The organism is Paraburkholderia sp. CNPSo 3076, from assembly GCF_026343935.1.
GTDB classification, from domain to species: Bacteria; Pseudomonadota; Gammaproteobacteria; order Burkholderiales; family Burkholderiaceae; genus Paraburkholderia; species Paraburkholderia nodosa.
Window position 1 is genome coordinate 84,215 of the sequence record NZ_JAPMAL010000009.1, and the last position, 24,205, is coordinate 108,419.

Genomic DNA, 24,205 nt, shown 5'->3' on the forward strand with positions numbered 1-24,205 from the left:
GAGAAGAGGTTACGGGCGGGATCGTTTGGCCTGGTTTGCGGTCAACACCGTGTCTAAACGATTTGCCCTATGCCGATGACGGAATCTCTCTCGACCCCGCGTAAGACCCAAGGCTGGAAAAAGCCGGTCGCGATCACGGTTGCGCTCGCCATGGTGGTTGCCGCGATCGGCTACGCCTATGCGTCGCCCTATATCGCGGTGAAACACATGAAAGCCGCCGCCGACGCGCGTGACGCCGTCGCGCTCAACGAGTACGTCGATTACCCTGCACTGCGCCTGAGCCTGAAACAGCAGGTTGGCGAGATGCTGCAGCGGCGCGTCGAGGGGCAGCACAGCAGCAATCCGCTGCTGATCCTCGGCGCCGTGATTGGCGCGGCATTGATTAGTCCGCTCGTGGATGCCTACGCCACACCGGAAGGCGTGGCCGCCCTGCTCGATGGCATGCCGCCGACGGGCAAGCCCGGCGACCGGCCGCACGCGCCGCCACCAGCAGAATCCGGCGCGCCATCCACGCAATCGGCAGAACCAGCTCAATCGGCACCCGCACCCGCCGCGCCACCTGCTCCGGCGGCATCCGGCAACCCCGCGCCCGAGGCTCGGCCGGTGACCACGGCCGGCTATCGCGGCCTCAATGAGTTCGCGCTCACGTGGGACCGCGGCAATACGGGCGAGCACTACGCCGCCATCCTGCAGCGTCACGGGCTCTTCTCGTGGAAGCTCTCGGCGGTCGAGCTAAACGAAGGAAACGTCTCGAACTGAGACAGTTCGGAAGTGACAGCGGAGCCAGGCCGGTTCTGCGCGAACCGGCCTGCTTGATCCCTTACGCGGCGGCTTGCTGCTTCTTTTCCTCAGCCGCCGACGAACACGCCACGAGAATGCTGCACGATACGCGGTCGAGCAGCGGCGTGTTGCCCGCGCCCATCCACCAGCGCGAGAGCCCCGTGCGGCAACGGTGGCCCACCACCACGAGGTCCGCATTCAGCTCGTTGGCCAGATTCGCGATTTCGTCGATCGGATGACCGAACGCGAAGTGCCCCTGGGCGCGCACGCCACGCTCGGTTAGCCAGTCCACGCCTTCCTGAAGAATCTCGCGCGCCGTTTCCTCGAAGCGGCCGCAGGCCACGTCGGTCAGCAGGCCGGCGCTCTGGGCGATCGTCGAACGCATGTCGACGACCGAGAGCAGGTGCGTCTCAGCCTGCAGATCGAGCGCAAGGTCGGCGCCGCAGCGCAGTGCCTTGCGGCCTTCGCGCGAGCCGTCGTAACAGAGCAGAATTTTTTTATAGCTCGCCATGATCGCTTCTCCCCGCCCGCGTGATTTGCAGGCTGTGCGATTCTCATGATGGTGCGCCGCAATTCCACACGCAAGGGCTGGAAAACGCCAGGTGTGCATCGAAAAACGCCAGATGCGCCCCGAACGGCGCACGCATCTTGTGCACTGGCGAATGCTTGCCGCGACATGCATTTGCCCGCGCATCGTCAAACCGCCTCGAAGCGAGGCCTGACCCGCCAGGCAGCAATGCACTAAAATGGGCCGCCTTGTTTCGTGCGATTTTCCGTTCGATGCTTCGATCGACTCGCGCGATGCCCGTTCGACTCACGTTCAACCGGTCCATGCCCGCACCCGCCATCGAATTCGAGCAGGTCATCAAACATTACGGAGACAGGGCGGTCGTCAACGGCCTGTCGTTCGACGTTCTTCCCGGCGAGTGCTTCGGACTGCTCGGTCCGAACGGCGCGGGAAAAACCACGACACTGCGCATGCTGCTCGGCATCGTTTCGCCCGATGCAGGGCGCATCAGCCTGTGCGGCGAGCCGGTGCCGGCGCGTGCGCGCCACGCCCGCCAGCGCGTGGGGGTGGTGCCGCAGTTCGACAATCTCGACCCCGACTTCACCGTGCGCGAGAATCTGCTCGTGTTCGGCCGCTACTTCGGCTTGTCCGCGCGTGAAACGCGCGATCTCGTCGCGCCGCTGCTCGAATTCGCGCGCCTCGAAAGCAAGGCCGACGCACGCGTGGGCGAACTCTCCGGCGGCATGCGCCGTCGTCTCACCCTCGCGCGCGCGCTCGTGAACGACCCCGACGTGCTCGTGATGGACGAGCCCACCACGGGCCTCGATCCGCAGGCGCGGCATCTGATCTGGGAGCGGCTACGCTCGCTGCTCGCGCGCGGCAAGACGATTCTGCTCACCACGCATTTCATGGAGGAGGCCGAACGGCTTTGCAATCGCGTCTGCGTGATCGAGGAAGGCCGCAAGATCGCCGAGGGCGCGCCCAAGGCGCTGATCGAATCGGAAATCGGCTGCGATGTGATCGAGGTGTACGGACCGGACCCGGTCGCGTTGCGCGACGAACTCGCGGCCGATGCGAAGCGCACGGAGATCAGCGGCGAGACGCTGTTCTGCTATGTGGACGACCCCGCGCCCGTTCATGCGAAGCTGCGCCATCGTTCCGATTTGCGCTACCTGCACCGGCCCGCGAATCTCGAAGACGTGTTCCTGCGGCTCACGGGCCGCGAGATGCAGGATTGACGGCGGCAAGATTAACGGCGGCAAGATCGACGGCGGCGGACGAATCGCCAAGGACACCATGCAGACACGCACCAACAACCCGACGCCCTCGCGCCCCAAGCATGCGAGCGTGCGCGAGCCGCGCGCTGCGCTGCCTTCGAACGCCACGCACTGGATGGCCGTGTGGCGACGCAACTATCTGGTCTGGCGCAAGCTCGCCCTCGCGTCGATGTTCGGCAATCTCGCCGATCCGATGATTTATCTGTTCGGTCTCGGCTTCGGGCTCGGGCTGATGGTGGGGCACGTCGACGGCGTCTCGTACATCGCGTTTCTCGCGGCGGGCACGGTGTCGTCTTCGGTGATGATGTCGGCGAGCTTCGAGTCGATGTACTCGGGCTTCTCGCGCATGCACGTGCAGCGCACGTGGGAAGCGATCATGCACACGCCGCTCACGCTCGGCGACGTCGTGCTCGGCGAAGTGATGTGGGCCGCGAGCAAGTCGATGCTCTCGGGCTTGGCGATCATGGTGGTGGCGGGCCTGCTCGGCTACGCGAGCTTTCCTTCCATGCTGCTCGCGCTGCCCGTGATCGCGCTCGCGGGCCTCGCGTTCGCGAGCTGCGCCATGATCGTCACCGCGCTCGCGCCGTCCTACGACTTCTTCATGTTTTATCAGACGCTCGTGCTCACGCCGATGCTGCTGCTCTCCGGCGTGTTCTTTCCGATTGCGCAACTGCCCGCGGCCGCGCAACACATCACGTTGATGCTGCCGCTCGCGCATGCCGTTGCGCTGATCCGCCCCGCCATGCTCGACCGGCCTGTCGAGCAGGCAGGCCTGCACCTGCTGGTGCTCGCGATCTACGTGGTGGTGCCGTTCGCGATCGCTTCCGTGCTGTTCCGCCGGCGCATGATGCGCTGAAAGCGCACCGCGCGGCGTTCAGTCCTCGTCATCGCCCCAGGGAATATCGACGTCCGAAATGAACGCGACCGTCGCGAACGGGCCGCCTTCCTGGCGGCCGACCTTGCCGTCGGCGCGATGCCATTCCACGCGGAACATCGTCGATTGGGTCTGGGCGAGCAAACGCACCGTGCGGACCTCTTCGGGATCCGACTCCTCCACCGGGCCATCGAGCGAAACCAGCAGCGACTGCGGCCAGAGACCGTCGGCCGGGTCGTAAATGCGATCGCCGTCGGGAATCGAGGTATCCGCCTCGACGCCGATGGTGGCCGAAGCCTCGACGATCATCTTGCCGAGCGCGCGCAGCACCGCCGTGGCGCGGGCCGAATTGGCCTGGCGAATGGCGAGATCGCCGCGCGTGAGCGCCTGCTCGAGTTTCGGATTGGTTTTTTGCTTTGCCATGCTGGTTTTCGGGCCGCGGCCCGCTCCGTGGCGGACGGCGAACCGCCCGCGTATTACAAGAATGCCAACGCTGAGCGCATGGCGCCTGCCTCGTCCCGGCGTCCCTAGAAGCCGAGGGCCACCGCCGCTAGCCCGGCGGCGATGCCGAAGAACACCACCGTCGTGCCCACGACGGCAAGCATGCGCGGCCGGAACGAGCCCGCCAGCATCGCGAACGACGGCACGCTCACGGGCGGCAGCGTCATCAGCAGCGCGCCCGCGGGCCCCACGCCCATGCCGAGCGCGAGCATCGCCTGGATGATGGGGACCTCGCCGGCCGTGGGAATCACGAACAGCATGCCGACCACGGCGAACGTGACGATCCAGCCAAGGCTGCTCGTGACTTCCGGGCCGATGTGCGGGAACAGCCACGCTCGCGCGGCGCCGAGCAACAGCACCAGCACGATGTATTCCGGCACCAGCCGCACGGCCATGCGCGCGAAGATACGCGCCCAGCGCACGAAGACGTTGCCGCCTTCGGCCTGCTGCTGGGCGAGTTGCGCGAGGCGGTCGTCGGCGGCACGCGATTCCTCGGGTGTAACGAGCCGGTTGCAGACCCAGCCGAGGCCGAACACCATCAGCAGGCCCAGCGTGAGACGCAGCGCACTCCACTGCCAGCCGAGCACGAAGCCCATGAACACGAGCGTGGCGGGATTGAGCACCGAGTTGCCGAGCCAGAACGCGATCGCGCCGCCGGCCGACGCATTGCGCGCCCGCAGGCCCACGACCACGGGCGCGGCGCAGCAGGTGCACATCATGCCGGGCACCGCGAGCAGGCCGCCCGCCGCCACGCTGCCAAAGCCGCGCCGGCCGAGCACGCGCGCGACCCATTGCACGGGCAGGAGCGCCTGCACGCCGGAGCCGAGCAGCAGGCCGAGCACCATGGCCTGCCAGATCGCCCGGCCGTAGGCGAAGGCGTAATCGAGCGCAGCGGAGAACGAGGGGTCGGGGGCCGTGGCCGCGCCGCCCATCAGGATCGATTTGCCGATGGAGTGGGTTTCCTCGGCGGTGAATGCGCGGTGATAGTACGGAAACCACTTCACGTAGAAGAGGCCGGCCACCGCCAGCAAAATGAAAATGGGCCAGCCGTAAGACGGGGGCGATTGCGCTGGACGTGCGCTCGTCATTGTAAAAATTCTCCGGGATTGAGCGTATGGACGGCCGCCGGGGCGCCGTCACGCGAGGCGTGATGGCTGCCCCGGGCGGCGCATGCTGGATCGTAGTGTATGCCTTGCGAATCGCCAACGATTTTGCGGCGTCGGCGTTCGCGCGGCGCCGCGCGGCCCGGCACGGGACCGGTCGGTTTCCCGCTTTCCCTTTAAGGGGCCGGATTAGGTTGCTGCTCGTGCAGCGCGTCGATCTGCGCGAGCAGTTCGGGGGTGAGCTCGACGTCGGCGCTGGCGATATTTTCCTTCAACTGCTCGAGCGAGGTCGCGCCGATCAGATTGCTGGTGAGGAACGGCCGGCTGTTGACGAACGCAAGCGCAAACTGCGCGGGCGTGTAGCCGTGTGCGCGGGCGAGTTCCACGTAACGCGTCGTCGCGGCCACCGATTCCGGCTTGCTGTAGCGCTTGAAGCGTTCGAACCGCGTAATGCGCGCGCCTTGCGGACGCGCCCCGCCCTCGTACTTGCCCGAAAGCCAGCCGAACGCGAGCGGTGAATACGCGAGCAGGCCCACGCCTTCGCGGTGCGTGAATTCGGACAGGCCGCTTTCGAACGTGCGGTTGAGCAGGCTATACGGATTCTGGATGCTGACGATGCGCGGCAGACCGAGCTTGTCGGCGGCGCGCAGGAACTGCGCAACGCCCCACGGCGTTTCGTTCGATACGCCGATATGGCGGATCTTGCCCGCCTTCACGAAATCGGCGAGCACGCTGAGCGTTTCCTCGATCGGCACCGTGTAGGCATCGTCGAGATACGGATACATGCCGCGGCCGAACGTCATCGTGCTGCGGTCGGGCCAGTGCAGTTGATACAGGTCGACGTAATCGGTCTGCAGGCGCTTCAGGCTGCCGTCGAGCGCTTCGGTCAGATTCTTGCGGTCGAACTGGTTCTGCGGCCCGCGAATGTGCTGCGGGTTGTGCGGCTGGCGAGCCGGGCCCGCAATTTTGGTGGTGAGCACGATGCGCTCGCGCGCCGCGCGATGCTGCGCGAGCCACGTCCCGATGAAGCGCTCGGTCTGTCCCTGCGTCTCCGGACGCGGCGGCACGGGGTACATTTCAGCAGCATCGATCAGCGTGACGCCCTGGTCGAGCGCGTAGTCGATCTGCTCGTGCGCCTCGCGCTCCGTGTTCTGCTCGCCCCACGTCATCGTGCCGAGCCCGATCAGGCTTACCTTGACGTCGGTATCGCCGAGTGTGCGGTATTCCATGGAAACGTTGTCCATCAGTTCGGTTGGGGAGCGCCGAAACTACCACGGCGCGGGAATTTTTTCAGGAGTTGCAGAATACGGCCGCTTTCCGCCGAACGCGGCCGCATGCGCCGCGGCCGGTCGTGACGCCGTTCAGCGGGAGACGTGCCAGAATCCGCACAGGCGCCTACGAGGAGAAATCGGCATGGAAAACCGACGCAGCTACGAATACATGGGTTTCGACATGACAGCCGGCGTGGACGGCGACCACGAAGCCGGCTTTTTTGTCTCGACGCAAACCATCCAGAGCCTCACGGACGCCGAAAACGCCAACGTGCCGGTCGACGGCATCGCCGCCGGCCGCTTTCCTACCCAGGACAACGCCTTCGACGCGGCCTTCGACCGTATTCGCGAGGCGATCGACAAGCGCGTGCGCGCCGCTTCCTGAGCGTCGCCCGAGGGACAAATTAGATCGGGCGCAGAAATGCAAAAAGCCGGACGTCGAATCGACATCCGGCTTTCAGGCCGACCGTCTAGCAGGCGGCCCGGCAACGAAGCGGAAACTTCGGCGCGAGTTACTGGCCAAAGAAGACCGATTGCGGGCCCGTGGCCTTCGCGTGGCTGCCCGACTGCGAAGCCGAGCCGGCGACACCGCCGTAAGCCGTTTGGGCGCCTTGCTCCTGGACGCGTTCGGCGGCCACGGTCTGGACGCTCTGGCCACGCTGCGAAGCGGGCGCGCCGACGTCCGGGCGATAGAACGGCGCCGGGCCGTAGCCGCTGGCGAACGCCGGAGCGGCAACAGAAGCGGTAGCTGCGACCAGCAGCGCTGCGATGAGTTTGGTCTTCATGGTGGACTCCAATATCAGGTTCAGTTGCGGATCGGGAAGGCGCCGCGCCTGGGAGGTCAGTGCCCACGAGCTGCGTCAACGAAACTCAGTGTATACACCTACTATTGGAAAATAATCGCGATAATCCGAATTTACTATTCTCCGTTCCACAACAATCCCGTCAGGCAGTTCTGACGGGGCTGAGCGACGAACAGACCCTAAAAGCGCCCACAAAAGAATTTGCGCAACGCAGCAAATTCCACGCGGATTACATAACGCCGGTAGGGTTTTTCGGCCAAAAAGGGGCTTTGGGCGCGCTTCCTGCAGAGATATCCGGCAAATTGGCGCAGTGCGCAAAGGGTACGAAGGGCCAGCCCGGTATGCGTTAAAATGCAAGGTTGTTCCACGCCAGCCGTTACTCATCGGTTTCCATCGCCATGTCCGCCAACCGTCAAGCCAGCCCCCGCCGCGTCTCCGTCGCGCCGATGATGGACTGGACCGATCGCCACTGCCGCTCGCTGCATCGCTTCATCTCCCGGCACACCTGGCTGTACACGGAGATGGTGACGACGGGCGCCCTCCTCCACGGCGACGTGCCGCGCCATCTCGCGTTCACGCCGGCCGAGGCGCCGGTCGCGCTTCAACTGGGCGGCAGCGAACCCGTCGACCTGGCGCGCGCCGCGAAGCTCGGCGAACAGTGGGGCTACGACGAGATCAATCTGAACTGCGGCTGCCCATCCGAGCGCGTGCAGCGCGGCGCGTTCGGCGCGTGCCTGATGAACGAACCGCAACTGGTGGCGGACTGCGTGAAGGCGATGCGCGATGTCGTATCCGCGCCCGTGACGGTCAAGCACCGCATCGGCGTGGATACAGTCGAGGACTATGCGTACGTGCGCGACTTTGTCGGCACGATTGCCGAAGCGGGCTGCGAGGTTTTCATCGTGCACGCGCGCAACGCGATCCTGAAGGGCTTGAGCCCCAAGGAAAACCGCGAGATCCCGCCGCTCAAGTACGACTACGCGTACCAGCTCAAGCGCGATTTCCCGCAGCTCGAAATCATCATCAACGGCGGTATCAAGACGCTCGACGAAGTCGAGCAGCATCTGCAGCATGTCGATGGCGTGATGCTCGGCCGCGAGGCTTACCACAACCCCTACGTGCTCGCCGACGTCGATGCGCGCTTCTATGGCGCAACCGGTGCCGCGCTCACGCGCGAGGAAGTCGAAGCGAGGCTCATCGAGTACTGCGCGAGCGAAATCGCGCGCGGCACTTACCTGGGCGCGATCGTGCGCCATGCGCTGGGTCTGTACCGCGGCGTAGCCGGTGCGCGCGGCTGGCGCCGCATCCTCTCAGACAGCCGCAAGCTCGCGACAGCAGACCTCGCGATCTTCGACGAGGCCCGCGAATATCTGCGCGTTCCGGACGAAATTCTTGAATAAAGGGCTAGGCAAGCTAGCTTTGGTATGTATATAATCTTCCTTCTTGATTGGCGCCGCTTTCGAAGCAGCGCTAGTTGAGGAAAACAGCGGTGGCTGTAGCTCAGTTGGTAGAGTCCAGGATTGTGATTCCTGTTGTCGTGGGTTCGAGTCCCATCAGCCACCCCAAAGAATTCAGCAGTGAACAAATGAGCCCGCACTGGTTGCGGGCTTTTTTGCGTCTGTGCACGAGAGACACCCGGGAACGCCTTTGAGCTTCGAGGAATACTACAGGCGGCTGCAACTGCCGGAGACTGCGTCGCCGGCAGAGATCAAGCGCGCCTACCGTCAACTGCGTGCGAAGTACCACCCCGACCGCAACAAGGGTCGCGAGGCGGCAGTCGAGCCGGTGTTCAAGCTCATTCAGGAGGCCTTCGAGATTCTGAGCGGCAGGCGCATCGCCCCAACGGCCAGAACAACGGGCGCCGCGAGTTCAGCCACCAAGACGCGCAACGACGAAGCTCAACCGCGCCAGCGCCGCGCGGCGCCGCCCATGCGCGGCGCCAACTGCCTCCTCGAGCTATTCGTGCCGCTCGACGTCGCGATCAATGGCGGCGGCGTTCAGGCCCACTACCCTGTCAAAGGTCCGTGCCCAGCGTGCGAACAGCAAGATCGCGGCGCGCTTTGCGTACAATGCCACGGCACCGGCGTAAAGACATGGCGCAAGTCGGAAGTGGTTGAGATTCCGCGCGGAGCATGGGACGGTCAGCGTCTCGTGGTAGCCGGTGGCGGCCATCCCGGCGTGAACGGCGGCCCGCCGGGAGACGCGACTTTCTCGGTCTCCATCGTTTGCGGCCCGGGCTTCACGCGCAACGGGCTTGATCTCGCTTGCGAGCTTCCAATCGACTTCATGACGGCCATATTGGGCGGCGGCGTTCAGGCAAGGGTCCTCGGCCGCACGTTCGAAGTGAAAATTCCGGCGAACGCGAATGTGCGCACGCCAATCCGTCTACCCGGTGTTGGACTCGCGGACCGCAACGGCGCACGCGGCAACCTTACGCTGCATCTGGTCCTCACGATGCCGGCAGCCGCCGCACATTTGACCGGCGCCGAGCGCCAGCAACTACGCGACATGTTCGCCGATGCAGAGCGCCGGGCAAGCCAGTCGGCTGGCGCGGGCTCGCAGGGCAAACGCTAGCGCGCCTGCGTGCCGCGCGCATCGATCCACGCGCGCGCTGCCTCGAAGCCCGCTTCCGCGGCCGCGTGCTCGGTAGACCACAGGCGCGTGATATGCACGAGTTGCCAGTCCTCCACGACCGTCTCGCCCTTCAGCACGCGATAGTGCGCCTTCACGCCCGTGAGCACCTGCTCGACCGCGACTTCGATGTCGTAGTCCTTGTAGCGCTCCTGGTAGTCGCCCATGTCGATGCCCTTCGGCTCCATGCTCGCCTCTTTCGTCTGCTGCTGACGGTTCATGCTAGCACTTCCGGGCGCCGCGCCTCGAAGGCGGCGGCGACGCGCGGGCACACTTCACAGACGCGCTTCACAGGCGCGCGATCGACACCTCCGTCGACTTCACCAGCGCGACCACTTCCGAGCCCACCTTCAGCTCGAGTTCGTCGATCGAGCGCGTGGTGATGACCGATGTGACGATGCCGAATGCCGTGTCGACATCGACTTCCGAAACGACGGGCCCGCGAATAATCTCCTTGATCTTGCCGCGAAACTGGTTGCGCACGTTGATGGCGGTAATACTCATAAGTTCGACTCCGTCAGTTCGAGTATAAACAAGAGGATTCCTGATGAATGATTCAAGCCACTGCACCCGCTGGCCGCCCGGCGGCTTGCTGTGAACCGTGGCCGAGCACGCGCTGCAGCACGCGCTCCTCGAGCGCGGCGAAGCGTGCATCGACGCGCGCCCGCGGGCGCTCGAGCGGCACGCGCTGATCGAGTGCGATGCGCCCGGCCTCGACGAGCAAAATACGGTCGCCCAGTGCGACGGCTTCGTGCACGTCGTGCGTCACCAGCAGCGCGGTGAAGCGATGCTCGCGCCACAGTCGCTCGATCAGCGCATGCATCTCGAGGCGCGTCAGCGCGTCAAGTGCGCCGAGCGGCTCGTCGAGCAGCAACAGGCTCGGACGATGCACGAGCGCGCGGGCGAGCGCCACGCGCTGGCGCTGGCCGCCCGAGAGGCGCGCGGGCCACTCGTCGGCGCGCGCGAGCAGGCCCACTTCGTCGAGCACCGCGCGGGCGTCGTCACGCGCGCCGCGTCCGAGGCCTAGCATCACGTTCTGCAAGACAGTCTTCCACGGCAAGAGGCGCGCGTCCTGAAACATGATGCGCGTATCGAGCGGCGCGCCACCTGCGCCGCGCCGCTCCACCGCGCCCTCGTCCGGTGTTTCGAGGCCGGCGATCAGGCGCAGCAACGTCGACTTGCCGCAACCGCTGCGTCCGACGATCGATACAAAACTGCCGCGCTCGATCGCGAGATCGAAGCCGTCCAGCACGGCGCGCTCGCCGTAGCGTTTTCCCACACCGCGAAGGGCAACGGCGGCGTCCATGTCGGGTGTAGGCGTACGCAGCGCCACGCCCTCGCGCGCCGCTTGCGCCCTGTCGTTGCGTTCGCGCGCCTGCACACGCTCGAAACCATCCCGCCCCACGCCGTAGTTCGGCGCCAGTTGACTCGCGCTCATGCTTCGTTCTCCTGTTGATAAGCGGGGTGCCAGCGCAGCGCCACGCGCTCGAGCGACTTCGCAAGCCAGTCGGCGAGCTTGCCAAGCGCCGCATAAAGCAGGATGCCGACCACCACCACATCGGTTTGCAGGAATTCGCGCGCGTTCATCGTCATGTAGCCAATGCCCGACTGCGCGGAGATCGTTTCGGCGACGATCAGCGTCACCCACATCAGACCGAGCGCAAAGCGCACGCCGACGAGAATCGAAGGCAACGCCCCCGGCAATATCACCTCGCGATAGAGCGCGAAACCCTTGAGCCCGTAGCTGCGCGCCATCTCGACGAGATGGGCGTCCACCGACCGGATGCCGTGAAACGTATTCACGTACACGGGAAAGAACACGCCCAGCGCCACGAGAAAGACTTTCGCCTCCTCGCCAATGCCGAACCAGAGAATCACGAGCGGAATCATGGCGAGCGCCGGAATATTGCGGACCATCTGCACGGTCGAATCGAGCGCGGTTTCAACGGGCTTGAAAAGCCCGGTGGCCAGCCCGAGCACGAGCCCGATGCCGCCGCCGATCGCGAACCCCGAAAGCGCCCGCCACGTACTCACGCGCACGTCCGCCCACATTTCTCCCGACTCGATCAGCGACCGGGCCGCCCGCACCACGGCGAGCGGCTCGGGCAGCACGCGCGTCGAGAGCACGCCGCTCCTTGCGGCAAGCTCCCAGATCAAAAGCACCGCCAGCGGCACGAGCCAGGGTGCGAGCCGTCGCCGGCTCGCCCGCACGAATGCCCGCGCGGCGCGCGGCGCGCCGCCTGGGCTCGGTGCGGCCGTGACTACGGATTGCGTCATCGTTGCGTCCTCCACGATTGCTGCCGTTCTCCAGCGCCTCAGCTCTGGCTCACTTTCGGCAGATAGTGATTGCCGACCACTTCGCCGAACGGCCCCGAGAGCGGGCCGCCGGCGCCCTTCGCCGCGCGCCCCGGCAGCAGCGGAAACACGAGTTCCGCAAACCGGTAGGATTCCTCGAGATGGGGATAGCCGGACAAAATGAACGTCTCGATGCCAAGCTGCGCATATTCCTTCATGAGCGCGGCCACCTGTTCAGGATTGCCGACGAGCGCCGTGCCCGCGCCGCCACGCACGAGGCCCACGCCCGCCCACAAATTCGGATACACCTCGAGATCCTTGCGCGTGCCGCGCTTGCCGCCGTGCAGCGCGGCCATCCGGCGCTGGCCTTCCGAATCCATCTTGGCGAACGCGGCCTGGGCGCGCGCAACCGTTTCGTCGTCGAGGTGGCTGATGAGTTTGTCGGCGGCGGCCCACGCTTCGTCTTCTGTCTCGCGCACGATCACGTGCAGGCGAATGCCGAAGCGGATCGTGCGTCCGTGCTCTGCGGCCCGCGCGCGAATGTCGGCGATCTTGCGCGCCACGTCTTCGGGCGGTTCGCCCCACGTCAGATAGGTGTCGATGTGCGCGCCCGCCATGGTGTGCGCGGCCGGCGACGAGCCGCCGAACCACAACGGCGGATGCGGGCGCTGCGCGGGCGGATACAGCACCTTGCCGCCCACCGAGCGCAGATGGCGCCCCTCGAAGTCGACCGCCTCGTTCGCGTGCGATGCCGCGAGCAGCTTGCGCCAGATATGCAGGAACTCGTCGGTGATCTCGTAGCGCGTGTCGTGATCGACGAAAAGGCCGTCGCCTTCCAGTTCGGCCGTATCGCCGCCCGTCACGACGTTGATGAGCAGGCGGCCATTGGAGAGCCGGTCGAACGTGGCAGCCATGCGCGCGGAGAGCGCCGGCGACGAGAGGCCCGGGCGGATCGCCACGAGAAACTTCAGACGCCGCGTCGCGGCAATGAGGCTCGACGCCACGACCCACGCGTCCTCGCACGAGCGGCCCGTGGGCAGCAGGACGCCTTCGTAGCCGAGCGTATCGGCGGCGACGGCGATCTGCTGGAAATACGCGAGATCGGCCGCGCGCGCGCCCTGGGTCGTGCCCAGATAGCGGCTGTCGCCGTGGGTCGGGATGAACCAGAACACATTCATGCATTGCTCCTGCCTGGAAATTCGAAACACGAATCGGGTGACTGCCGGCCAGCGGGCGCGCGCGGGCACGCCGCGCAAACGAACGCGCCGCTCGTGGCTCAATTGAAAGGGTTCGACAGCAGACGGAATGCGCCGGCGCGTTCTCCGTGCGCCTCGCGGGAGCGCCCGGCGACGGCGGCGCCGTCTTCATGGGGAACCAGTCTAGGGACGGCTCGCACCCTTTAGAACGATTTTTTTGAGCTTAGGTTTTCCACTTTCGTGCTTTACCCGACGCTTTAGCGTACGGTGCGCCTCGCGCGCACCGCGCGCCGATATAATGGCGCACGCACCCACAAAAACACCGGCACGCCGCGCGCACGACGCTCCATAAGGCGCATTGCGCAGCGAGGCCAAGCAAGCTCTCGCAAGACTCCATGCAAAAACTGATTCTGCCGTTCGTATCCGGCTTTCTGGCGTCGCTCTTCTTTCGCGAGGCGACGCTCGCGCTCCTGCATGCCGCGCAGGTCATCGACACGGCCGGATTTTCGACGGACCCGTTCGTGCCGCTCGGGCTGCCCGAGTTCCTCGTGAATGCGATCTGGAGCGCCATCTGGGCCGTGCTGATGGCGTGGCTACTGCGCGTGTCGCCTTCGCGGCCCGCGCCGTGGGTTCAGGCCTTCGTGTTCGGCGGCATCGTGCTCACCGCGGCGATGGTGTTCGTCGTCGATCCGCTGCGCGGCATCTGGCCGACCGGCAACATGCTGCCGCGGCTTGCCACGGGCTTTGCTTCGAATGCGATGTGGGGCTGGGGCGCGCTGGTTTTCATGCGCGCGTTCATGAGCGAAACCGCCGAAGACTGACCCCGCCTGAGGGCCGTGCGCGATGCGCGGCCCGCGTTTCCCCAGCGCGTTTTCCCCTCACACTTCTTCCGCCCTTACCCCGCGCCAGCCAGTTCAACCGATGAGTTCGCGCAGCGGGTGCTCCATCGAGCTCCAGGGACTCTCGAACATCCGCTCGACGTCTTCGCGGCGCACGTCCTCGATATTCGCAAAGCGCCAGTGCGGATGATTGTCCTTGTCGATGATGCGCGCGCGTATGCCCTCCATCACATCACCAATCGCGAAGCTCGAGCGCGTGAGGTCGAGATCACGGCGCAGGCAGTCGGCCATGGCGCCTTCGGCGCGCGACACCACCTCGAGCGACACCGCCATGGAAAGCGGCGAACGCTCGCGCAGGACGTCCATCATCTGCCCCGCCCATTGCGCTTGCTCGCCCGAGTCTGCACGGCGCGCGGCTTCGAGCGAAGCCAGCATGGCAGGTACATCGCCTGGCGAGAAATGCCGGTCGATCCAGCCACGAACCGTGGCCAGCGACGAACCTTCGGCGAGACGCTTCAACTCGGCCGCGGGTAGCGCCGCCAGGCGGATGCGCGCGACCAGTTCCGCGCCGCTCGCAAACGGCTCGCTCTCCAGCGCATCGAGCAGCGCTGGCCACGCGGACTCGTCGAGCGACGCATCGGCCAGGCCCGCATAGACCGCGCTCGCCTGATCGAGCGTCTCGCCTGTCACCGCGAGATAGCGGCCGATCGCGCCAGGCGTGCGCGCAAGGAACCAGCCCATGCCGACATCGGGAAAGAGGCCGATGCGCGTCTCCGGCATCGCCATGCGCGTGGCCGGACCCACGAGCCGCAGCCCGCCCGTGCGATGCGCGCCCTGCGAGATGCCCATGCCACCGCCCATGACCACGCCGTTGAGCATCGCGATGTACGGCTTCGGAAAGGTGAAGATGGCGTGATTGAGGCGATATTCGTCGGAGAAGAACGTGTCGAGCGCCGCCTGTTCGCCCGCGCGATACGACTCGTACAGAAAGCGAATGTCGCCGCCGGCGCAGAACGCGCGCGCATGCCGCGTGCGCACGATCACGGCGAGCACGCCCGGGTCGTCGCGCCAGCGATCGAGCGCCGCGTGCATCGTGCGGACCATGGCGGTGGTGAGCGCATTGAGCGCCTGCGGGCGCTCGAGTTCGATAAAGCCGATACGGTTCGCGACGCGCGTAAGCACATGCGAGTCGGCATCGGCTGCGGTCGGGCTTGCGTTGGCTTCGTGTGACATGGCGATTGGCAAGGCAGAACGATGAGCGGCGCCTGAATCGGCCGAAGCGCGATCACAGGCTTTCCGAGGCTATCACGACGCCACACCGGGCGCTTGCACGGCCGGCAACGGAGGCGAAGCGGCGCGCGCGCCGAACCAGGCATCGAGCGTGGCGTCGATCAACGGACCGGGCGCCGTGTGCTGAAAGCCGGCGCGCGCGAGTGTGAGCATCACCACGCCGTGCAGCGTGGCCCAAAGCGATTGCGCAAGCAGGGTGCCGTCGATATGCGCCCCGCTCGCCGGCGTCAGCGCGGACAGCGTAGCGGCAAACAGCTGCGCGCCGCAGGCCAGCGCGGCGCCCGCTTCAGGCGCGCCAGCCGCATCGGCCGCGTCGCGCTGACGGCGGGCGGCCGGCCCCACGTGCTCCGAGCGCGCCTTGTGCGCCATGAAGATGAGTTCGTAAGTCTGCGGATGGTCGCAGCCGTACGCCACGTATGCTTGCGCAAGCGCATGAAGCCGCTCGCGCGCATCGGCGATCAACGCGAGCGGTTCGAGCTGCGCGAGCAGTTGCGCGTAACCTTCGCGGCCGAGCGCCTCGGCGATCTCATCGCGGCCGGCGAAATAAAGATAGAGGGACGCAGGCGAATAACCGATCGCGTCGGCGATCTTGCGCATGGAGAGCGCCGCGAAGCCTTCGCGCATGACGATGCGGCGCGCAGCCTCGAGGATGCGCTCGCGCTGGTCGTGCGCGCGCGCTGCGTGCCGTGCGTGGAGTTCGCGGTCCTTGTGTTCGGCAATGCCCATGGTGACGCCAGACGGCTGAGGCAATCGAAAATTCCCGTGACGCCCGAGCGGGCGTGCCTGACTACGAGTACAAGCCTACGAGTCGAGGCGTCCGGGCGGAAAGTGACCGCTCTTGAGCAGCACCGGCGTGCCGTTGCTGAGTTCGAGATGAGCGCGCGCCACAGCCTCGATGCGCGGACGGCCGGCGTCGAACGCCTGCATCCACGCGTCGAGGTTAGCGGGCAGCGCGCCGAAATGGTCCTCGAGCGCCTCGACGGATATCGCGCAAGGTACGCGTGTGCCGTCGACGAGTGCGGGAAACACCACGGTCAGATTGGCGTCGCGATAGAGCGGCGCGTCGGCGGGAAAGCGAATGATCATATCCAGCCCCAGTGGGGAACATCAGCAGAAAGCACTGCCGCCGGAGGACGACGCGGCGCACGGCGGTAACCGGCCATGTTACGCGCGAGGCGCAATGTCTGGCGCGAATGTGGCCAATGCGGTGGCCACCGCAGTCGGCAAATCAGCCGCTTCAGCCACCGTCTTTCAATGCGCCTGCATCTTCGAGAACAGATTCAGCACGACCACGCCGGCCACGATGAGCCCGAGCCCGAGCACGGCCGGCAGATCGGGCACCTGCCGATAGAGCGCCATCGCCACGAGCGTGATGAGCACGATGCCCACGCCCGACCACACCGCATAGACGATGCCTACCGGCAAACTGCGCAACGTGAGCGAGAGCCCGTAGAACGCAATGCCATACCCCACCACGACGATCGCCGAAGGTACGAGCCGCGTGAAGCCATCTGAAGCCCGCAGCGCAGAAGTGGCGATAACTTCCGCGACGATCGCGATGACGAGCCAGGTCCAGGCCGAGAACGGCGGAATGCGCATCGTGTCAGACCTTCGCGAGCGCGAGCTGCGCGTAGTCGACGTCGAGTTGCGCGCAGAGCGCTTCGACCACCAGTTCGTGATCGGCGCGCTGCGGCAGGCCCGAGACCGTGATCGAGCCGATCACGCCCGCCCCGACCACCGTGAGCGGAAACGAACCGCCGTGCGGCGCGAAATCGCTGATGGGCAGGCCGTGCTTTTCGGCAAGCGTCGTGCCGGTTTGCTGCATGCGCAAGCCGATCGCATAGGAGCTGCGCCGGAAGTGCTCGACCACGCGCGACTTGCGGCGCACCCAGTCGGCGTTGTCGGGCGTGGCGCCGTCCAGCGCGCAAAAGAAGAGCTGCTGGCCGAAGGTGTGCACATCGATGGCGACGGGCAGCGCGCGAGCGCGCGCGAGTTCATGCAGATGCGAGCCGAGCTGCCAGGCGCGATCGGCGTCGAAACGGGGAAACACCAGCGCGTGCTCCTGAGCGGCTATCGATTGCAGATCGAGGGGAATGTCCATGGAAGAGGCAAATGAAGCGCAGTGCGCTGTAGAAGGCAAAGGCGCAGCATGAACGTTGCGAAGAGCATGCACGGCGCCGACCGAGCCCCGATTCTATCCTGACGGTTCAAAAGCCTTTGCGCACGCGTCCTGCAAACATTTTGCAAACGCATGGAAAGGCGCTCGTCATTAGTTGTTGCAACGCGGCGCGAACTGTCATATAATCTTTTCTTCGACGGACGCGGGGTGGAGCAGTCTGGCAGCTCGTCGGGCTCATAACCCGAAGGTCGTAGGTTCAAATCCTACCCCCGCAACCAGCAGAATTCGAAAGGGTTACAGGTCATTGGCCTGTAACCCTTTTTCCGTTTACGCCTCTTCAAGGCGCGGCATCCTCGCCGCCTTCTTCGGTCGCTCCCTGCTGGCGCATGAGGGCACGTGAGCGAAGGCACTGAGCGGTGATAAACTCGCATCACCCATCCCCCTATCGTGCCCATGAAATTCTGCTCGACTTGCGGTCAGGCGGTCAGCCTGCTCATTCCGCCCGGCGACAATCGCGAACGCTACGTCTGCTCACACTGCGGCACCATCCACTATCAGAATCCGCGCAACGTGGTCGGCACGGTTCCGGTCTGGGAAGACAAGGTGCTGTTGTGCCGCCGCGCAATCGAGCCGCGCTACGGCTATTGGACGCTGCCCGCGGGCTTCATGGAGATGGGAGAGACGACCGCCGAAGCCGCGGCGCGCGAGACGCTCGAGGAAGCCGGCGCGCGCGTCGAGGTGCAGAACCTCTTTTCGCTCCTGAACGTGCCGCGCGTGCATCAGGTGCATCTGTTCTATCTCGCGCGCCTGCTCGACATCGACATCGCAGCAGGCGAGGAAAGCCTCGAAGTGCGGCTTTTTGAAGAGCACGAGATTCCCTGGAACGACATTGCGTTCCCAACGGTCGGGCAGACCCTGCGCTGTTTCTTCGCCGATCGCCAGTCGGGCAGCTTCGGGTTGCACACCGGCGACGTCCTGCGCTCGCTGCGCGACGGCTGATTGTTTATCTGACTGCGCCCGCGACGATGGTCCCCTGGCTTTCGCCCGACGAACCGTTTCCCGCCGTCGAGCGCGCACTCGGCGCGTCGAGCGGCGCGCCTGGCCTGCTCGCCGCCAGCGCGGACCTGCTCCCCTCGCGCCTCATCGACGCCTACCGGCGCGGCATTTTCCCGTGGTACTCCGACGGCCAGCCGGTGCTCTGGTGGAGCCCCGACCCGCGCATGATCCTGCGCCCCGACGAATTCAAGGTCTCGCCCTCGTTCCGGAAAACGCTCAAGCGCGTGCTGCGTGAGGACGCGTGGGAAATTCGCGTCGACAACAATTTCGCCGCCGTGATGCGCGCGTGCGCGAACGCGCCGCGGCGCGGCCAGCGCGGCACCTGGATCACCGGCGATGTGATCGACGCCTACTCCACCCTGCACCGCGTGGGCGACGCGCACAGCGTCGAGGCCTGGTTCGGCGGCGAACGTGTGGGCGGACTCTACGGCGTGGCGCTCGGCACGATGTTCTTCGGCGAGTCGATGTTCGCCTCCATGACCGACGCCTCGAAGATCGCGCTCGCGGCGCTCGTCGCGCATCTGCGCCGCCACGGCGTCGAGTTGATCGATTGCCAGCAGAACACCGCGCATCTCGCCTCGCTCGGCGGGCGCGAAATCTCGCGCAAGGCGTTCATCGCCCACGTGCGCACGCACGTGAACGCCGCGCCCATTCCCTGGAAATTCGATAAAGCGGTGCTCGCCGATCTGCTCGGCGGGTCAGGCGCGCCCGACGAGTTCTTGCCCGCTGCGTGAGTGGCCGGCGAGCGGCAAATGAGTGGCACATGAGTGGCACATGAGCGGCAAATGAGCGGCAAATGAGTGGCACATGAACGGCGCATGAGCGCTCGCGTGCGCGCTTGCGACAGCCCGCGCAATTCGATGGATACATGTTCGGCGTCAATGTTAGACTCAAGAGCGAACCTGTCGCCGCCCGGCCTTCCCTGGCACGCCACGTGCGGCGCGCCGTGTGGTCTGGCAAGGCTTGCGCGCGAGGCTGGGTGCGCGACGCGCGCGCCACGCGACGATCCGAACTGCTACGAGAGCTGCCAACGTGACGCATCCAAACGAGCTGCCGCTTTCACCGCTTTCCGCGCTGCAATTCTATGCAACGGCGCCCTACCCCTGCAGTTACCTGGAGGGGCGCATCGCGCGCTCGCAGGTGGCGACGCCCAGTCATCTCATCAACTCCGACGTCTATACCGATCTCGTGAAGGCCGGCTTCCGGCGCTCGGGCGTGTTCACCTATCGTCCCTACTGCGACGGCTGCCGCGCGTGCGTGCCGGTGCGCGTGCCGGTCGAGCGCTTCACGCCGAGCCGCACGCAGCGCCGCGCGTGGAAGCGGCATGGCGCGCTCGTCGCCACGGTCGCGCCGCTGCACTACGACGAGGCGCACTACGCGCTCTACATGCGCTATCAGTCCGCGCGCCACGCGGGCGGCGGCATGGATCGCGACAGCCGCGACCAGTACGAGCAGTTCCTGCTGCAAAGCCGGATCAACTCACGGCTGGTCGAATTCCGCGAGCCGGACCCCGCGCATCCGGACGAGCCCGGCGCGTTGCGCATGGTGAGCATGATCGACATCCTCGGCGACGGGCTCTCCTCGGTCTACACGTTCTTCGACCCGGACACGGTCCACACGAGTTACGGCACCTACAACATCCTCTGGCAGATCGAGCAGGCCCGCAGCCTTCAGCTGCCTTACGTCTATCTCGGCTACTGGATCCGCGAGAGCCCGAAAATGGCCTACAAGGCGCGCTTCCAGCCGCTCGAAGGCCTCTTCGACGGCGCATGGGCCGCACTCACGCCCGAAGCCTGAGCCCGCGGCGCGTCGCCCCGGGCCCGCGTTGCCGCTAAAATAGCGGGTTCCCATTTTCCGGCGCCCGCGCCTTCTTCCCGTGTTCAGCACCCTTTATCCGTTCGTCCGCGACCAGCTCTTTCGCATGGACGCCGAAGACGCCCATCACCTCTCGCTGCGCATGATCGGCGCCGCCGGCCGCACCGGCATGGCGGGCCTGCTCGCCCCACGCGTGCCCGATTCGCCGCGCACCGTCATGGGCCTCACCTTCCGCAACCCGGTAGGGCTCGCCGCGGGCCTCGACAAGGAAGGCGCCGCGATCGACGGTTTCGCCGCGCTCGGCTTCGGCTTCATCGAGGTGGGCACCGTGACGCCGCGTCCGCAGCCGGGCAATCCGCGCCCGCGCATTTTCCGGCTGCCGCAGGCGGGCGGCATCATCAACCGCATGGGGTTCAACAATCACGGTGTCGAGCAGTTCGTGAAGAACGTGCAGGCCGCGCGCTATCGCGGCATTCTCGGCCTGAACATCGGCAAGAACGCCGATACGCCGATCGAGCGCGCCGCCGACGACTATCTCTTCTGCCTCGAGCGCGTCTATCCGTTTGCGAGCTACGTGACGATCAACATCTCGTCGCCGAACACGAAGAATCTGCGTCAGTTGCAAGGCGGCGGCGAACTCGATGCCCTGCTCGCCGCGCTCAAGGACAAGCAGCAGCGTCTGGCCGACATGCACGGCAAGCTCGTGCCGCTCGCGCTCAAGATCGCGCCCGATCTCGACGACGAGCAGATCAAGGAAATCGCCGACACGCTCCTGCGCCACAAGATCGAAGGCGTGATCGCGACCAACACCACGCTTTCGCGCGCGGCGGTGGAAGGCATGCCGAATGCGAACGAAACGGGCGGCCTCTCGGGGCGCCCGGTATTCGACGCATCGAACAACGTGATCCGCAAGCTGCGCGCCGAGCTGGGCGGCGACGTGCCCATCATCGGCGTGGGCGGCATCTTTTCGGGCGACGATGCGCGCGCGAAGATCGCGGCCGGCGCCTCGCTCGTGCAAGTCTATACGGGCTTCATCTACCGGGGCCCGGCGCTCGTCGCCGAATGTGCGCGGGCGCTGGCCTCGGGCCGCGCGTAAAGCTATAGTGGCAGGCTAGTCATGGCGCATCGGAGGCGCTGTGCGCTAGCACCAGAATCGCAGCAGCAGAACAAGAGGAAAACATGAAATCCGGTTTGCTGAAAAAACTCCTTGCACTTGCAATCGTCGGCGCATCGTTCGTCGCGGCGAGCGCCCACGCCGACGACCTGCTCGACCAGGTCAAGGCGCGCGGCACGCTGCGCATCGGTCTCGAAGGCACGTTCCCTCCGTTCGACTCGAAGGCGCCCAACGGCGAGCTGGTCGGCTACGACGTCGACATCGCCAAAGCCGTGGCCGCGAAAATGGGCCTCAAGCCCGAATTCGTCACGACCGAATGGAGCGGCATCATCGCCGGCCTGCAGGCAGGCAAGTTCGATGTGATCGTGAATCAGGTCGGCGTGACCGACCAGCGCAAGGCCGCGCTCGACTTCTCGCCGGCGTACACGTACTCGGCCGCGCAGCTCATCCAGCGCAAGGACGACACGCGCCAGTTCAAGACGCTCGAAGACCTCAAAGGCAAGAAGCTCGGCGTCGGTCTCGGCACCAATTACATGGACATGGCCAAGTCGGTCCCGGGCATCGACGTGAAGACCTATCCGGGCGCCCCCGAATATCTGCGCGACCTCGCAGCGGGCCGCCTCGACGCGGCGCTCAACGACCGCCTGATGCTCGCCTACCTGATGAAGAACTCGCAGCTGCCGCTGCGCACGGGCACGACGGTCGGCGCCGGCAACCCGTCGGCCATCCCGTTCAAGAAGGGCAATCCGAAGTTCGCCAAGGCGATCGACGAAGCGATGACGCAGCTCGAAGCCGATGGCACCTTCACGAAGATCTCGGACAAGTGGTTCGGCATCGACGTGACGAAGCCGATCTCGCAATGATCCGGCAATGATCGAGAGCGCCGCACAGTCCGGCTGACGCGAAGGGCGGCATCGAACGATGCCGCCCTTCGCACATATGCATCCATTGCAAACCGCGCCACTTCCATTGGTTACCTACGCCCATGCCCATCTATACGCTCATCATCCAGTCGCTGCCGGTGCTCGCACAGGGCGCGGTGCTGACGGTCAAGTTCGCCGTGCTTTCGATGATCTTCGGGCTCATCGGCGGTGCCGTGCTCGCGCTCATGGGCATCAGCTCGAACCGCACGCTCGTGTTCATCGCGCGTGTGTATGTGAGCCTGATGCGCGGCACGCCGCTGCTCGTGCAGATCTTCGTGATTTACTACGGATTGCCGAGCGTCGGCATCTCGCTCGACCCGACGCCCGCAGGCGTGATCGCGCTTTCCGCGAACGTGGCGGCGTATCTCTCGGAGAGCATGCGCGGCGCGATTCTCGGCATTCATAGCGGACAGTGGCTCGCGGCCTATAGCCTCGGCCTCTCGCGCACGCAGACGCTGCGCTACGTGATCGCGCCGCAGGCGTTGCGCATCGCCGTGCCGAGTCTTTCGAACAGCCTCATCAGCCTCATCAAGGACACGTCGCTCGTTTCGGTCATCACCGTGACGGAGCTGCTGCGCAGCGCGCAGGAAATCATCGCTTCGACCTATCAGCCGCTGCCGCTCTATCTCGCGGCCGCCGCCGTGTATTGGGTGCTTTGCCAGGTGCTCGAATGGGTGCAGCACTGGTACGAAAGGCGCCTCGCACTGCCTGCGCGCCACTGATTACGTCCCTGACCTCACGCGCGTTTTTTCATACACGGCCCGCACATGCGGGCCGTGTCGCTTTCGGGCCGCTATTCGGCTTGTCACTCACAGGGGAAACGCAGTCCGAGCGCCGCTCGCGCGGCGTCGGCCATGGCGAGCATGCGGCGCGAGGTGTCATGCGTCATCACCGGGCTTTCCAGCGCGCCCGCGCGTAGCAGCTCGCAGAAGTGCGCGGTCTCGTAGTTCAGGCCGCCGCCCTCGAACGGCTCGTCGAGTTCGACGACTCGGCCATCCACATAGCGCACTGTCGCGCGCGCCGGATTCCACCAGTTCGCGTGTATCGTCACGTTGCCAAGCGGCCCCGCCAGCAGCGCGTCGCCATAACCGTGCAGATCGAGCCCGCAGAACAACTGCGCAATGCCGCGCTCATGCTGGCAGTTCAGACTCGCGAACGTATCCACGCCAGTCGAGCCGAGGCGCCCGACGGTCTGCACCTCGCGTGGTGCGCCGAGCCAGTCGACGGCCAGAAACATTTCGTACACGCCGATGTCGAGCAGCGCACCGCCCGCTTGCTCGAACGAAAGCGAGGGATGGTCGGCAGGGACGCTTGCCACCGAACAACCCGCGCGCACGAGCCCGACCGGCCCGATGGGATCGGCATCTAGTTGCGCGCGCAACTTTCGATAGAGGGGATAGAACGGCGGCTTCATCGCCTCCATGAAGAGGCGCTGCGCGCGGCGCGCCGCGTCGAGCACGCGTTCGAGCTGCGCGCCGTTGACGGTGGCGGGCTTTTCGCACAGCACGGGCAGGCCGGCCTCGAGCGCGGCAATGGCGTACTGGGCGTGGCTGTCCTGCATGGTGGCGATGTACACGGCGTCGATGCCGCTCGCGAAGAGCGCATCCACGCTTTCGCACGCCTGCGCGCCGCGGGAAGCGGCAAGCGCCTGCGCAGTCGCCGCGCGCCGCGACCAGACCGCTTCGACGCGTGCATGCGGGACGTGCGCAACGCCCTGCGCGAAGCGATGCGCAATGCGGCCCGCGCCGACGATGCCCCAACGTATCGTTTGTGTTTCGCTCATATGCTGCGTGCTCCGGCTGTGAGGTCA

Annotated in this window: 29 protein-coding genes and 2 tRNA genes; 15 read left to right on the forward strand and 16 right to left on the reverse strand. The window is 65.8% G+C overall.

All coding sequences use genetic code 11. The features are described 5' to 3' along the window. Positions 1–75: 75 nt before the first annotated feature. Positions 76–759 (forward strand): DUF2939 domain-containing protein, encoded by a 684-nt coding sequence (locus M3A49_RS12405; protein ID WP_266229033.1) that lies wholly within the window; start codon positions 76–78, stop codon positions 757–759. 61 nt (positions 760–820) lie between these two features. On the opposite strand, the gene M3A49_RS12410 is transcribed toward M3A49_RS12405, so the two are convergent. Further along, positions 821–1,291, reverse strand: a complete 471-nt coding sequence (locus M3A49_RS12410) for a universal stress protein (protein WP_254355153.1) — start codon at positions 1,289–1,291, stop codon at positions 821–823. Positions 1,292–1,611: 320 nt separating this feature from the next. Here M3A49_RS12410 and nodI point away from each other — a divergent pair, with 320 nt between their 5' ends. Both nodI and M3A49_RS12420 read left to right on the forward strand, forming a co-directional pair. Continuing rightward, positions 1,612–2,526, forward strand: a complete 915-nt coding sequence (nodI, locus tag M3A49_RS12415; protein ID WP_028204881.1) for a nodulation factor ABC transporter ATP-binding protein NodI — start codon at positions 1,612–1,614, stop codon at positions 2,524–2,526. Positions 2,527–2,584: 58 nt separating this feature from the next. After that, positions 2,585–3,421, forward strand: coding sequence for an ABC transporter permease (locus M3A49_RS12420; RefSeq protein WP_266228937.1), 837 nt, complete (start codon positions 2,585–2,587; stop codon positions 3,419–3,421). A gap of 18 nt (positions 3,422–3,439) precedes the next feature. Here the strand turns inward: M3A49_RS12420 and M3A49_RS12425 are convergent, their stop codons facing one another. From M3A49_RS12425 to M3A49_RS12435, 3 genes are all read right to left on the reverse strand, one after another. After that, on the reverse strand, positions 3,440–3,862 hold the full coding sequence (locus M3A49_RS12425) for a hypothetical protein (protein WP_028204879.1): 423 nt from the start codon (positions 3,860–3,862) through the stop codon (positions 3,440–3,442). Positions 3,863–3,966: 104 nt separating this feature from the next. Continuing rightward, a complete protein-coding gene (locus tag M3A49_RS12430; protein WP_266228938.1) occupies positions 3,967–5,028 on the reverse strand; it encodes a permease in 1,062 nt (353 codons plus the stop codon). Positions 5,029–5,219: 191 nt separating this feature from the next. Continuing rightward, positions 5,220–6,272, reverse strand: a complete 1,053-nt coding sequence (locus tag M3A49_RS12435; RefSeq protein WP_266228939.1) for an NADP(H)-dependent aldo-keto reductase — start codon at positions 6,270–6,272, stop codon at positions 5,220–5,222. Positions 6,273–6,456: 184 nt separating this feature from the next. On the opposite strand from M3A49_RS12435, the gene M3A49_RS12440 reads away from it, so the two are divergent. Next, positions 6,457–6,699 carry a hypothetical protein gene (locus M3A49_RS12440; RefSeq protein WP_266228940.1) on the forward strand — a complete coding sequence of 81 codons (243 nt, stop codon included), beginning with the start codon at positions 6,457–6,459 and terminating at the stop codon, positions 6,697–6,699. A gap of 127 nt (positions 6,700–6,826) precedes the next feature. On the opposite strand, the gene M3A49_RS12445 is transcribed toward M3A49_RS12440, so the two are convergent. Next, on the reverse strand, positions 6,827–7,099 hold the full coding sequence (locus M3A49_RS12445; protein WP_028204875.1) for a hypothetical protein: 273 nt from the start codon (positions 7,097–7,099) through the stop codon (positions 6,827–6,829). Between the two features lie 416 nt (positions 7,100–7,515). On the opposite strand from M3A49_RS12445, the gene dusA reads away from it, so the two are divergent. The 3 genes from dusA to M3A49_RS12460 all read left to right on the forward strand — a co-directional run bounded on the left by dusA (position 7,516) and on the right by M3A49_RS12460 (position 9,691). Further along, complete coding sequence (dusA, locus tag M3A49_RS12450) at positions 7,516–8,517, forward strand: tRNA dihydrouridine(20/20a) synthase DusA (protein WP_266228941.1); 1,002 nt, start codon at positions 7,516–7,518, stop codon at positions 8,515–8,517. A gap of 89 nt (positions 8,518–8,606) precedes the next feature. Next, a tRNA-His gene (locus M3A49_RS12455) sits at positions 8,607–8,682 on the forward strand. Between the two features lie 82 nt (positions 8,683–8,764). Further along, positions 8,765–9,691, forward strand: coding sequence for a DnaJ C-terminal domain-containing protein (locus tag M3A49_RS12460; RefSeq protein ID WP_266228942.1), 927 nt, complete (start codon positions 8,765–8,767; stop codon positions 9,689–9,691). On the opposite strand, the gene M3A49_RS12465 is transcribed toward M3A49_RS12460, so the two are convergent. The 5 genes from M3A49_RS12465 to ssuD form a co-directional block, all read right to left on the reverse strand. Continuing rightward, positions 9,688–9,936, reverse strand: coding sequence for a hypothetical protein (locus M3A49_RS12465; RefSeq protein WP_266229034.1), 249 nt, complete (start codon positions 9,934–9,936; stop codon positions 9,688–9,690). The genes M3A49_RS12460 and M3A49_RS12465 overlap by 4 nt on opposite strands. 100 nt (positions 9,937–10,036) lie before the next feature. Further along, positions 10,037–10,252, reverse strand: coding sequence for a TOBE domain-containing protein (locus M3A49_RS12470; RefSeq protein WP_028204871.1), 216 nt, complete (start codon positions 10,250–10,252; stop codon positions 10,037–10,039). 52 nt (positions 10,253–10,304) lie between these two features. Then, complete coding sequence (locus M3A49_RS12475; protein WP_266228943.1) at positions 10,305–11,186, reverse strand: ATP-binding cassette domain-containing protein; 882 nt, start codon at positions 11,184–11,186, stop codon at positions 10,305–10,307. Further along, complete coding sequence (ssuC, locus tag M3A49_RS12480; RefSeq protein ID WP_266228944.1) at positions 11,183–12,025, reverse strand: aliphatic sulfonate ABC transporter permease SsuC; 843 nt, start codon at positions 12,023–12,025, stop codon at positions 11,183–11,185. The genes M3A49_RS12475 and ssuC overlap by 4 nt, the downstream gene beginning before the upstream one ends. A 38-nt stretch (positions 12,026–12,063) precedes the next feature. Beyond that, positions 12,064–13,221 carry an FMNH2-dependent alkanesulfonate monooxygenase gene (gene ssuD, locus M3A49_RS12485; RefSeq protein WP_266228945.1) on the reverse strand — a complete coding sequence of 386 codons (1,158 nt, stop codon included), beginning with the start codon at positions 13,219–13,221 and terminating at the stop codon, positions 12,064–12,066. Between the two features lie 413 nt (positions 13,222–13,634). On the opposite strand from ssuD, the gene M3A49_RS12490 reads away from it, so the two are divergent. Next, positions 13,635–14,060, forward strand: a complete 426-nt coding sequence (locus tag M3A49_RS12490) for a hypothetical protein (RefSeq protein ID WP_266228946.1) — start codon at positions 13,635–13,637, stop codon at positions 14,058–14,060. A 93-nt stretch (positions 14,061–14,153) separates the two neighbouring features. Here the strand turns inward: M3A49_RS12490 and M3A49_RS12495 are convergent, their stop codons facing one another. The 5 genes from M3A49_RS12495 to M3A49_RS12515 form a co-directional block, all read right to left on the reverse strand. Then, entirely contained in the window at positions 14,154–15,311 is a 1,158-nt protein-coding gene (locus M3A49_RS12495; RefSeq protein ID WP_266228947.1) for an enoyl-CoA hydratase/isomerase family protein, read from the reverse strand. Between the two features lie 72 nt (positions 15,312–15,383). After that, the gene (locus tag M3A49_RS12500) at positions 15,384–16,094 is read right to left on the reverse strand and encodes a TetR/AcrR family transcriptional regulator (protein WP_266228948.1); all 711 of its coding nucleotides are present in this window, start codon (positions 16,092–16,094) and stop codon (positions 15,384–15,386) included. 75 nt (positions 16,095–16,169) lie between these two features. Further along, complete coding sequence (locus M3A49_RS12505; protein WP_028204866.1) at positions 16,170–16,454, reverse strand: DUF1488 domain-containing protein; 285 nt, start codon at positions 16,452–16,454, stop codon at positions 16,170–16,172. Between the two features lie 165 nt (positions 16,455–16,619). Next, the gene (locus M3A49_RS12510; RefSeq protein WP_042268604.1) at positions 16,620–16,967 is read right to left on the reverse strand and encodes a DMT family transporter; all 348 of its coding nucleotides are present in this window, start codon (positions 16,965–16,967) and stop codon (positions 16,620–16,622) included. Positions 16,968–16,971: 4 nt separating this feature from the next. Then, positions 16,972–17,469, reverse strand: a complete 498-nt coding sequence (locus M3A49_RS12515; RefSeq protein WP_266228949.1) for a heme-degrading domain-containing protein — start codon at positions 17,467–17,469, stop codon at positions 16,972–16,974. Positions 17,470–17,688: 219 nt separating this feature from the next. On the opposite strand from M3A49_RS12515, the gene M3A49_RS12520 reads away from it, so the two are divergent. From M3A49_RS12520 to M3A49_RS12550, 7 genes are all read left to right on the forward strand, one after another. Next, positions 17,689–17,765, forward strand: a tRNA-Met gene (locus M3A49_RS12520). Positions 17,766–17,940: 175 nt separating this feature from the next. After that, on the forward strand, positions 17,941–18,486 hold the full coding sequence (locus M3A49_RS12525) for an NUDIX hydrolase (protein ID WP_028204863.1): 546 nt from the start codon (positions 17,941–17,943) through the stop codon (positions 18,484–18,486). Positions 18,487–18,512: 26 nt separating this feature from the next. After that, positions 18,513–19,277, forward strand: coding sequence for a leucyl/phenylalanyl-tRNA--protein transferase (aat, locus tag M3A49_RS12530; RefSeq protein WP_266228950.1), 765 nt, complete (start codon positions 18,513–18,515; stop codon positions 19,275–19,277). Positions 19,278–19,575: 298 nt separating this feature from the next. Then, the gene (locus M3A49_RS12535) at positions 19,576–20,340 is read left to right on the forward strand and encodes an arginyltransferase (protein WP_254355141.1); all 765 of its coding nucleotides are present in this window, start codon (positions 19,576–19,578) and stop codon (positions 20,338–20,340) included. Positions 20,341–20,419: 79 nt separating this feature from the next. Continuing rightward, entirely contained in the window at positions 20,420–21,454 is a 1,035-nt protein-coding gene (locus M3A49_RS12540; RefSeq protein ID WP_028204861.1) for a quinone-dependent dihydroorotate dehydrogenase, read from the forward strand. Positions 21,455–21,537: 83 nt separating this feature from the next. Continuing rightward, positions 21,538–22,335: a transporter substrate-binding domain-containing protein gene (locus tag M3A49_RS12545; protein ID WP_266228951.1), complete on the forward strand. Its 798-nt coding sequence runs from the start codon at positions 21,538–21,540 to the stop codon at positions 22,333–22,335. Between the two features lie 122 nt (positions 22,336–22,457). Then, positions 22,458–23,117 carry an amino acid ABC transporter permease gene (locus M3A49_RS12550; RefSeq protein WP_028204859.1) on the forward strand — a complete coding sequence of 220 codons (660 nt, stop codon included), beginning with the start codon at positions 22,458–22,460 and terminating at the stop codon, positions 23,115–23,117. 83 nt (positions 23,118–23,200) lie between these two features. Here the strand turns inward: M3A49_RS12550 and M3A49_RS12555 are convergent, their stop codons facing one another. Beyond that, entirely contained in the window at positions 23,201–24,178 is a 978-nt protein-coding gene (locus M3A49_RS12555; protein WP_266228952.1) for a Gfo/Idh/MocA family protein, read from the reverse strand. Between the last annotated feature and the right edge of the window lie 27 nt (positions 24,179–24,205).

Coding starts and splice junctions, on each gene's coding strand:
- M3A49_RS12405 (WP_266229033.1), top strand. CDS start 76: ATGACGGAATCTCTCTCGACCCCGCGTAAGACCCAAGGCTGGAAAAAG.
- M3A49_RS12410 (WP_254355153.1), bottom strand. CDS start 1,291: ATGGCGAGCTATAAAAAAATTCTGCTCTGTTACGACGGCTCGCGCGAA.
- nodI (WP_028204881.1), top strand. CDS start 1,612: ATGCCCGCACCCGCCATCGAATTCGAGCAGGTCATCAAACATTACGGA.
- M3A49_RS12420 (WP_266228937.1), top strand. CDS start 2,585: ATGCAGACACGCACCAACAACCCGACGCCCTCGCGCCCCAAGCATGCG.
- M3A49_RS12425 (WP_028204879.1), bottom strand. CDS start 3,862: ATGGCAAAGCAAAAAACCAATCCGAAACTCGAGCAGGCGCTCACGCGC.
- M3A49_RS12430 (WP_266228938.1), bottom strand. CDS start 5,028: ATGACGAGCGCACGTCCAGCGCAATCGCCCCCGTCTTACGGCTGGCCC.
- M3A49_RS12435 (WP_266228939.1), bottom strand. CDS start 6,272: ATGGAATACCGCACACTCGGCGATACCGACGTCAAGGTAAGCCTGATC.
- M3A49_RS12440 (WP_266228940.1), top strand. CDS start 6,457: ATGGAAAACCGACGCAGCTACGAATACATGGGTTTCGACATGACAGCC.
- M3A49_RS12445 (WP_028204875.1), bottom strand. CDS start 7,099: ATGAAGACCAAACTCATCGCAGCGCTGCTGGTCGCAGCTACCGCTTCT.
- dusA (WP_266228941.1), top strand. CDS start 7,516: ATGTCCGCCAACCGTCAAGCCAGCCCCCGCCGCGTCTCCGTCGCGCCG.
- M3A49_RS12465 (WP_266229034.1), bottom strand. CDS start 9,936: ATGGAGCCGAAGGGCATCGACATGGGCGACTACCAGGAGCGCTACAAG.
- M3A49_RS12470 (WP_028204871.1), bottom strand. CDS start 10,252: ATGAGTATTACCGCCATCAACGTGCGCAACCAGTTTCGCGGCAAGATC.
- M3A49_RS12475 (WP_266228943.1), bottom strand. CDS start 11,186: ATGAGCGCGAGTCAACTGGCGCCGAACTACGGCGTGGGGCGGGATGGT.
- ssuC (WP_266228944.1), bottom strand. CDS start 12,025: ATGACGCAATCCGTAGTCACGGCCGCACCGAGCCCAGGCGGCGCGCCG.
- ssuD (WP_266228945.1), bottom strand. CDS start 13,221: ATGAATGTGTTCTGGTTCATCCCGACCCACGGCGACAGCCGCTATCTG.
- M3A49_RS12490 (WP_266228946.1), top strand. CDS start 13,635: ATGCAAAAACTGATTCTGCCGTTCGTATCCGGCTTTCTGGCGTCGCTC.
- M3A49_RS12495 (WP_266228947.1), bottom strand. CDS start 15,311: ATGTCACACGAAGCCAACGCAAGCCCGACCGCAGCCGATGCCGACTCG.
- M3A49_RS12500 (WP_266228948.1), bottom strand. CDS start 16,094: ATGGGCATTGCCGAACACAAGGACCGCGAACTCCACGCACGGCACGCA.
- M3A49_RS12505 (WP_028204866.1), bottom strand. CDS start 16,454: ATGATCATTCGCTTTCCCGCCGACGCGCCGCTCTATCGCGACGCCAAT.
- M3A49_RS12510 (WP_042268604.1), bottom strand. CDS start 16,967: ATGCGCATTCCGCCGTTCTCGGCCTGGACCTGGCTCGTCATCGCGATC.
- M3A49_RS12515 (WP_266228949.1), bottom strand. CDS start 17,469: ATGGACATTCCCCTCGATCTGCAATCGATAGCCGCTCAGGAGCACGCG.
- M3A49_RS12525 (WP_028204863.1), top strand. CDS start 17,941: ATGAAATTCTGCTCGACTTGCGGTCAGGCGGTCAGCCTGCTCATTCCG.
- aat (WP_266228950.1), top strand. CDS start 18,513: ATGGTCCCCTGGCTTTCGCCCGACGAACCGTTTCCCGCCGTCGAGCGC.
- M3A49_RS12545 (WP_266228951.1), top strand. CDS start 21,538: ATGAAATCCGGTTTGCTGAAAAAACTCCTTGCACTTGCAATCGTCGGC.
- M3A49_RS12550 (WP_028204859.1), top strand. CDS start 22,458: ATGCCCATCTATACGCTCATCATCCAGTCGCTGCCGGTGCTCGCACAG.
- M3A49_RS12555 (WP_266228952.1), bottom strand. CDS start 24,178: ATGAGCGAAACACAAACGATACGTTGGGGCATCGTCGGCGCGGGCCGC.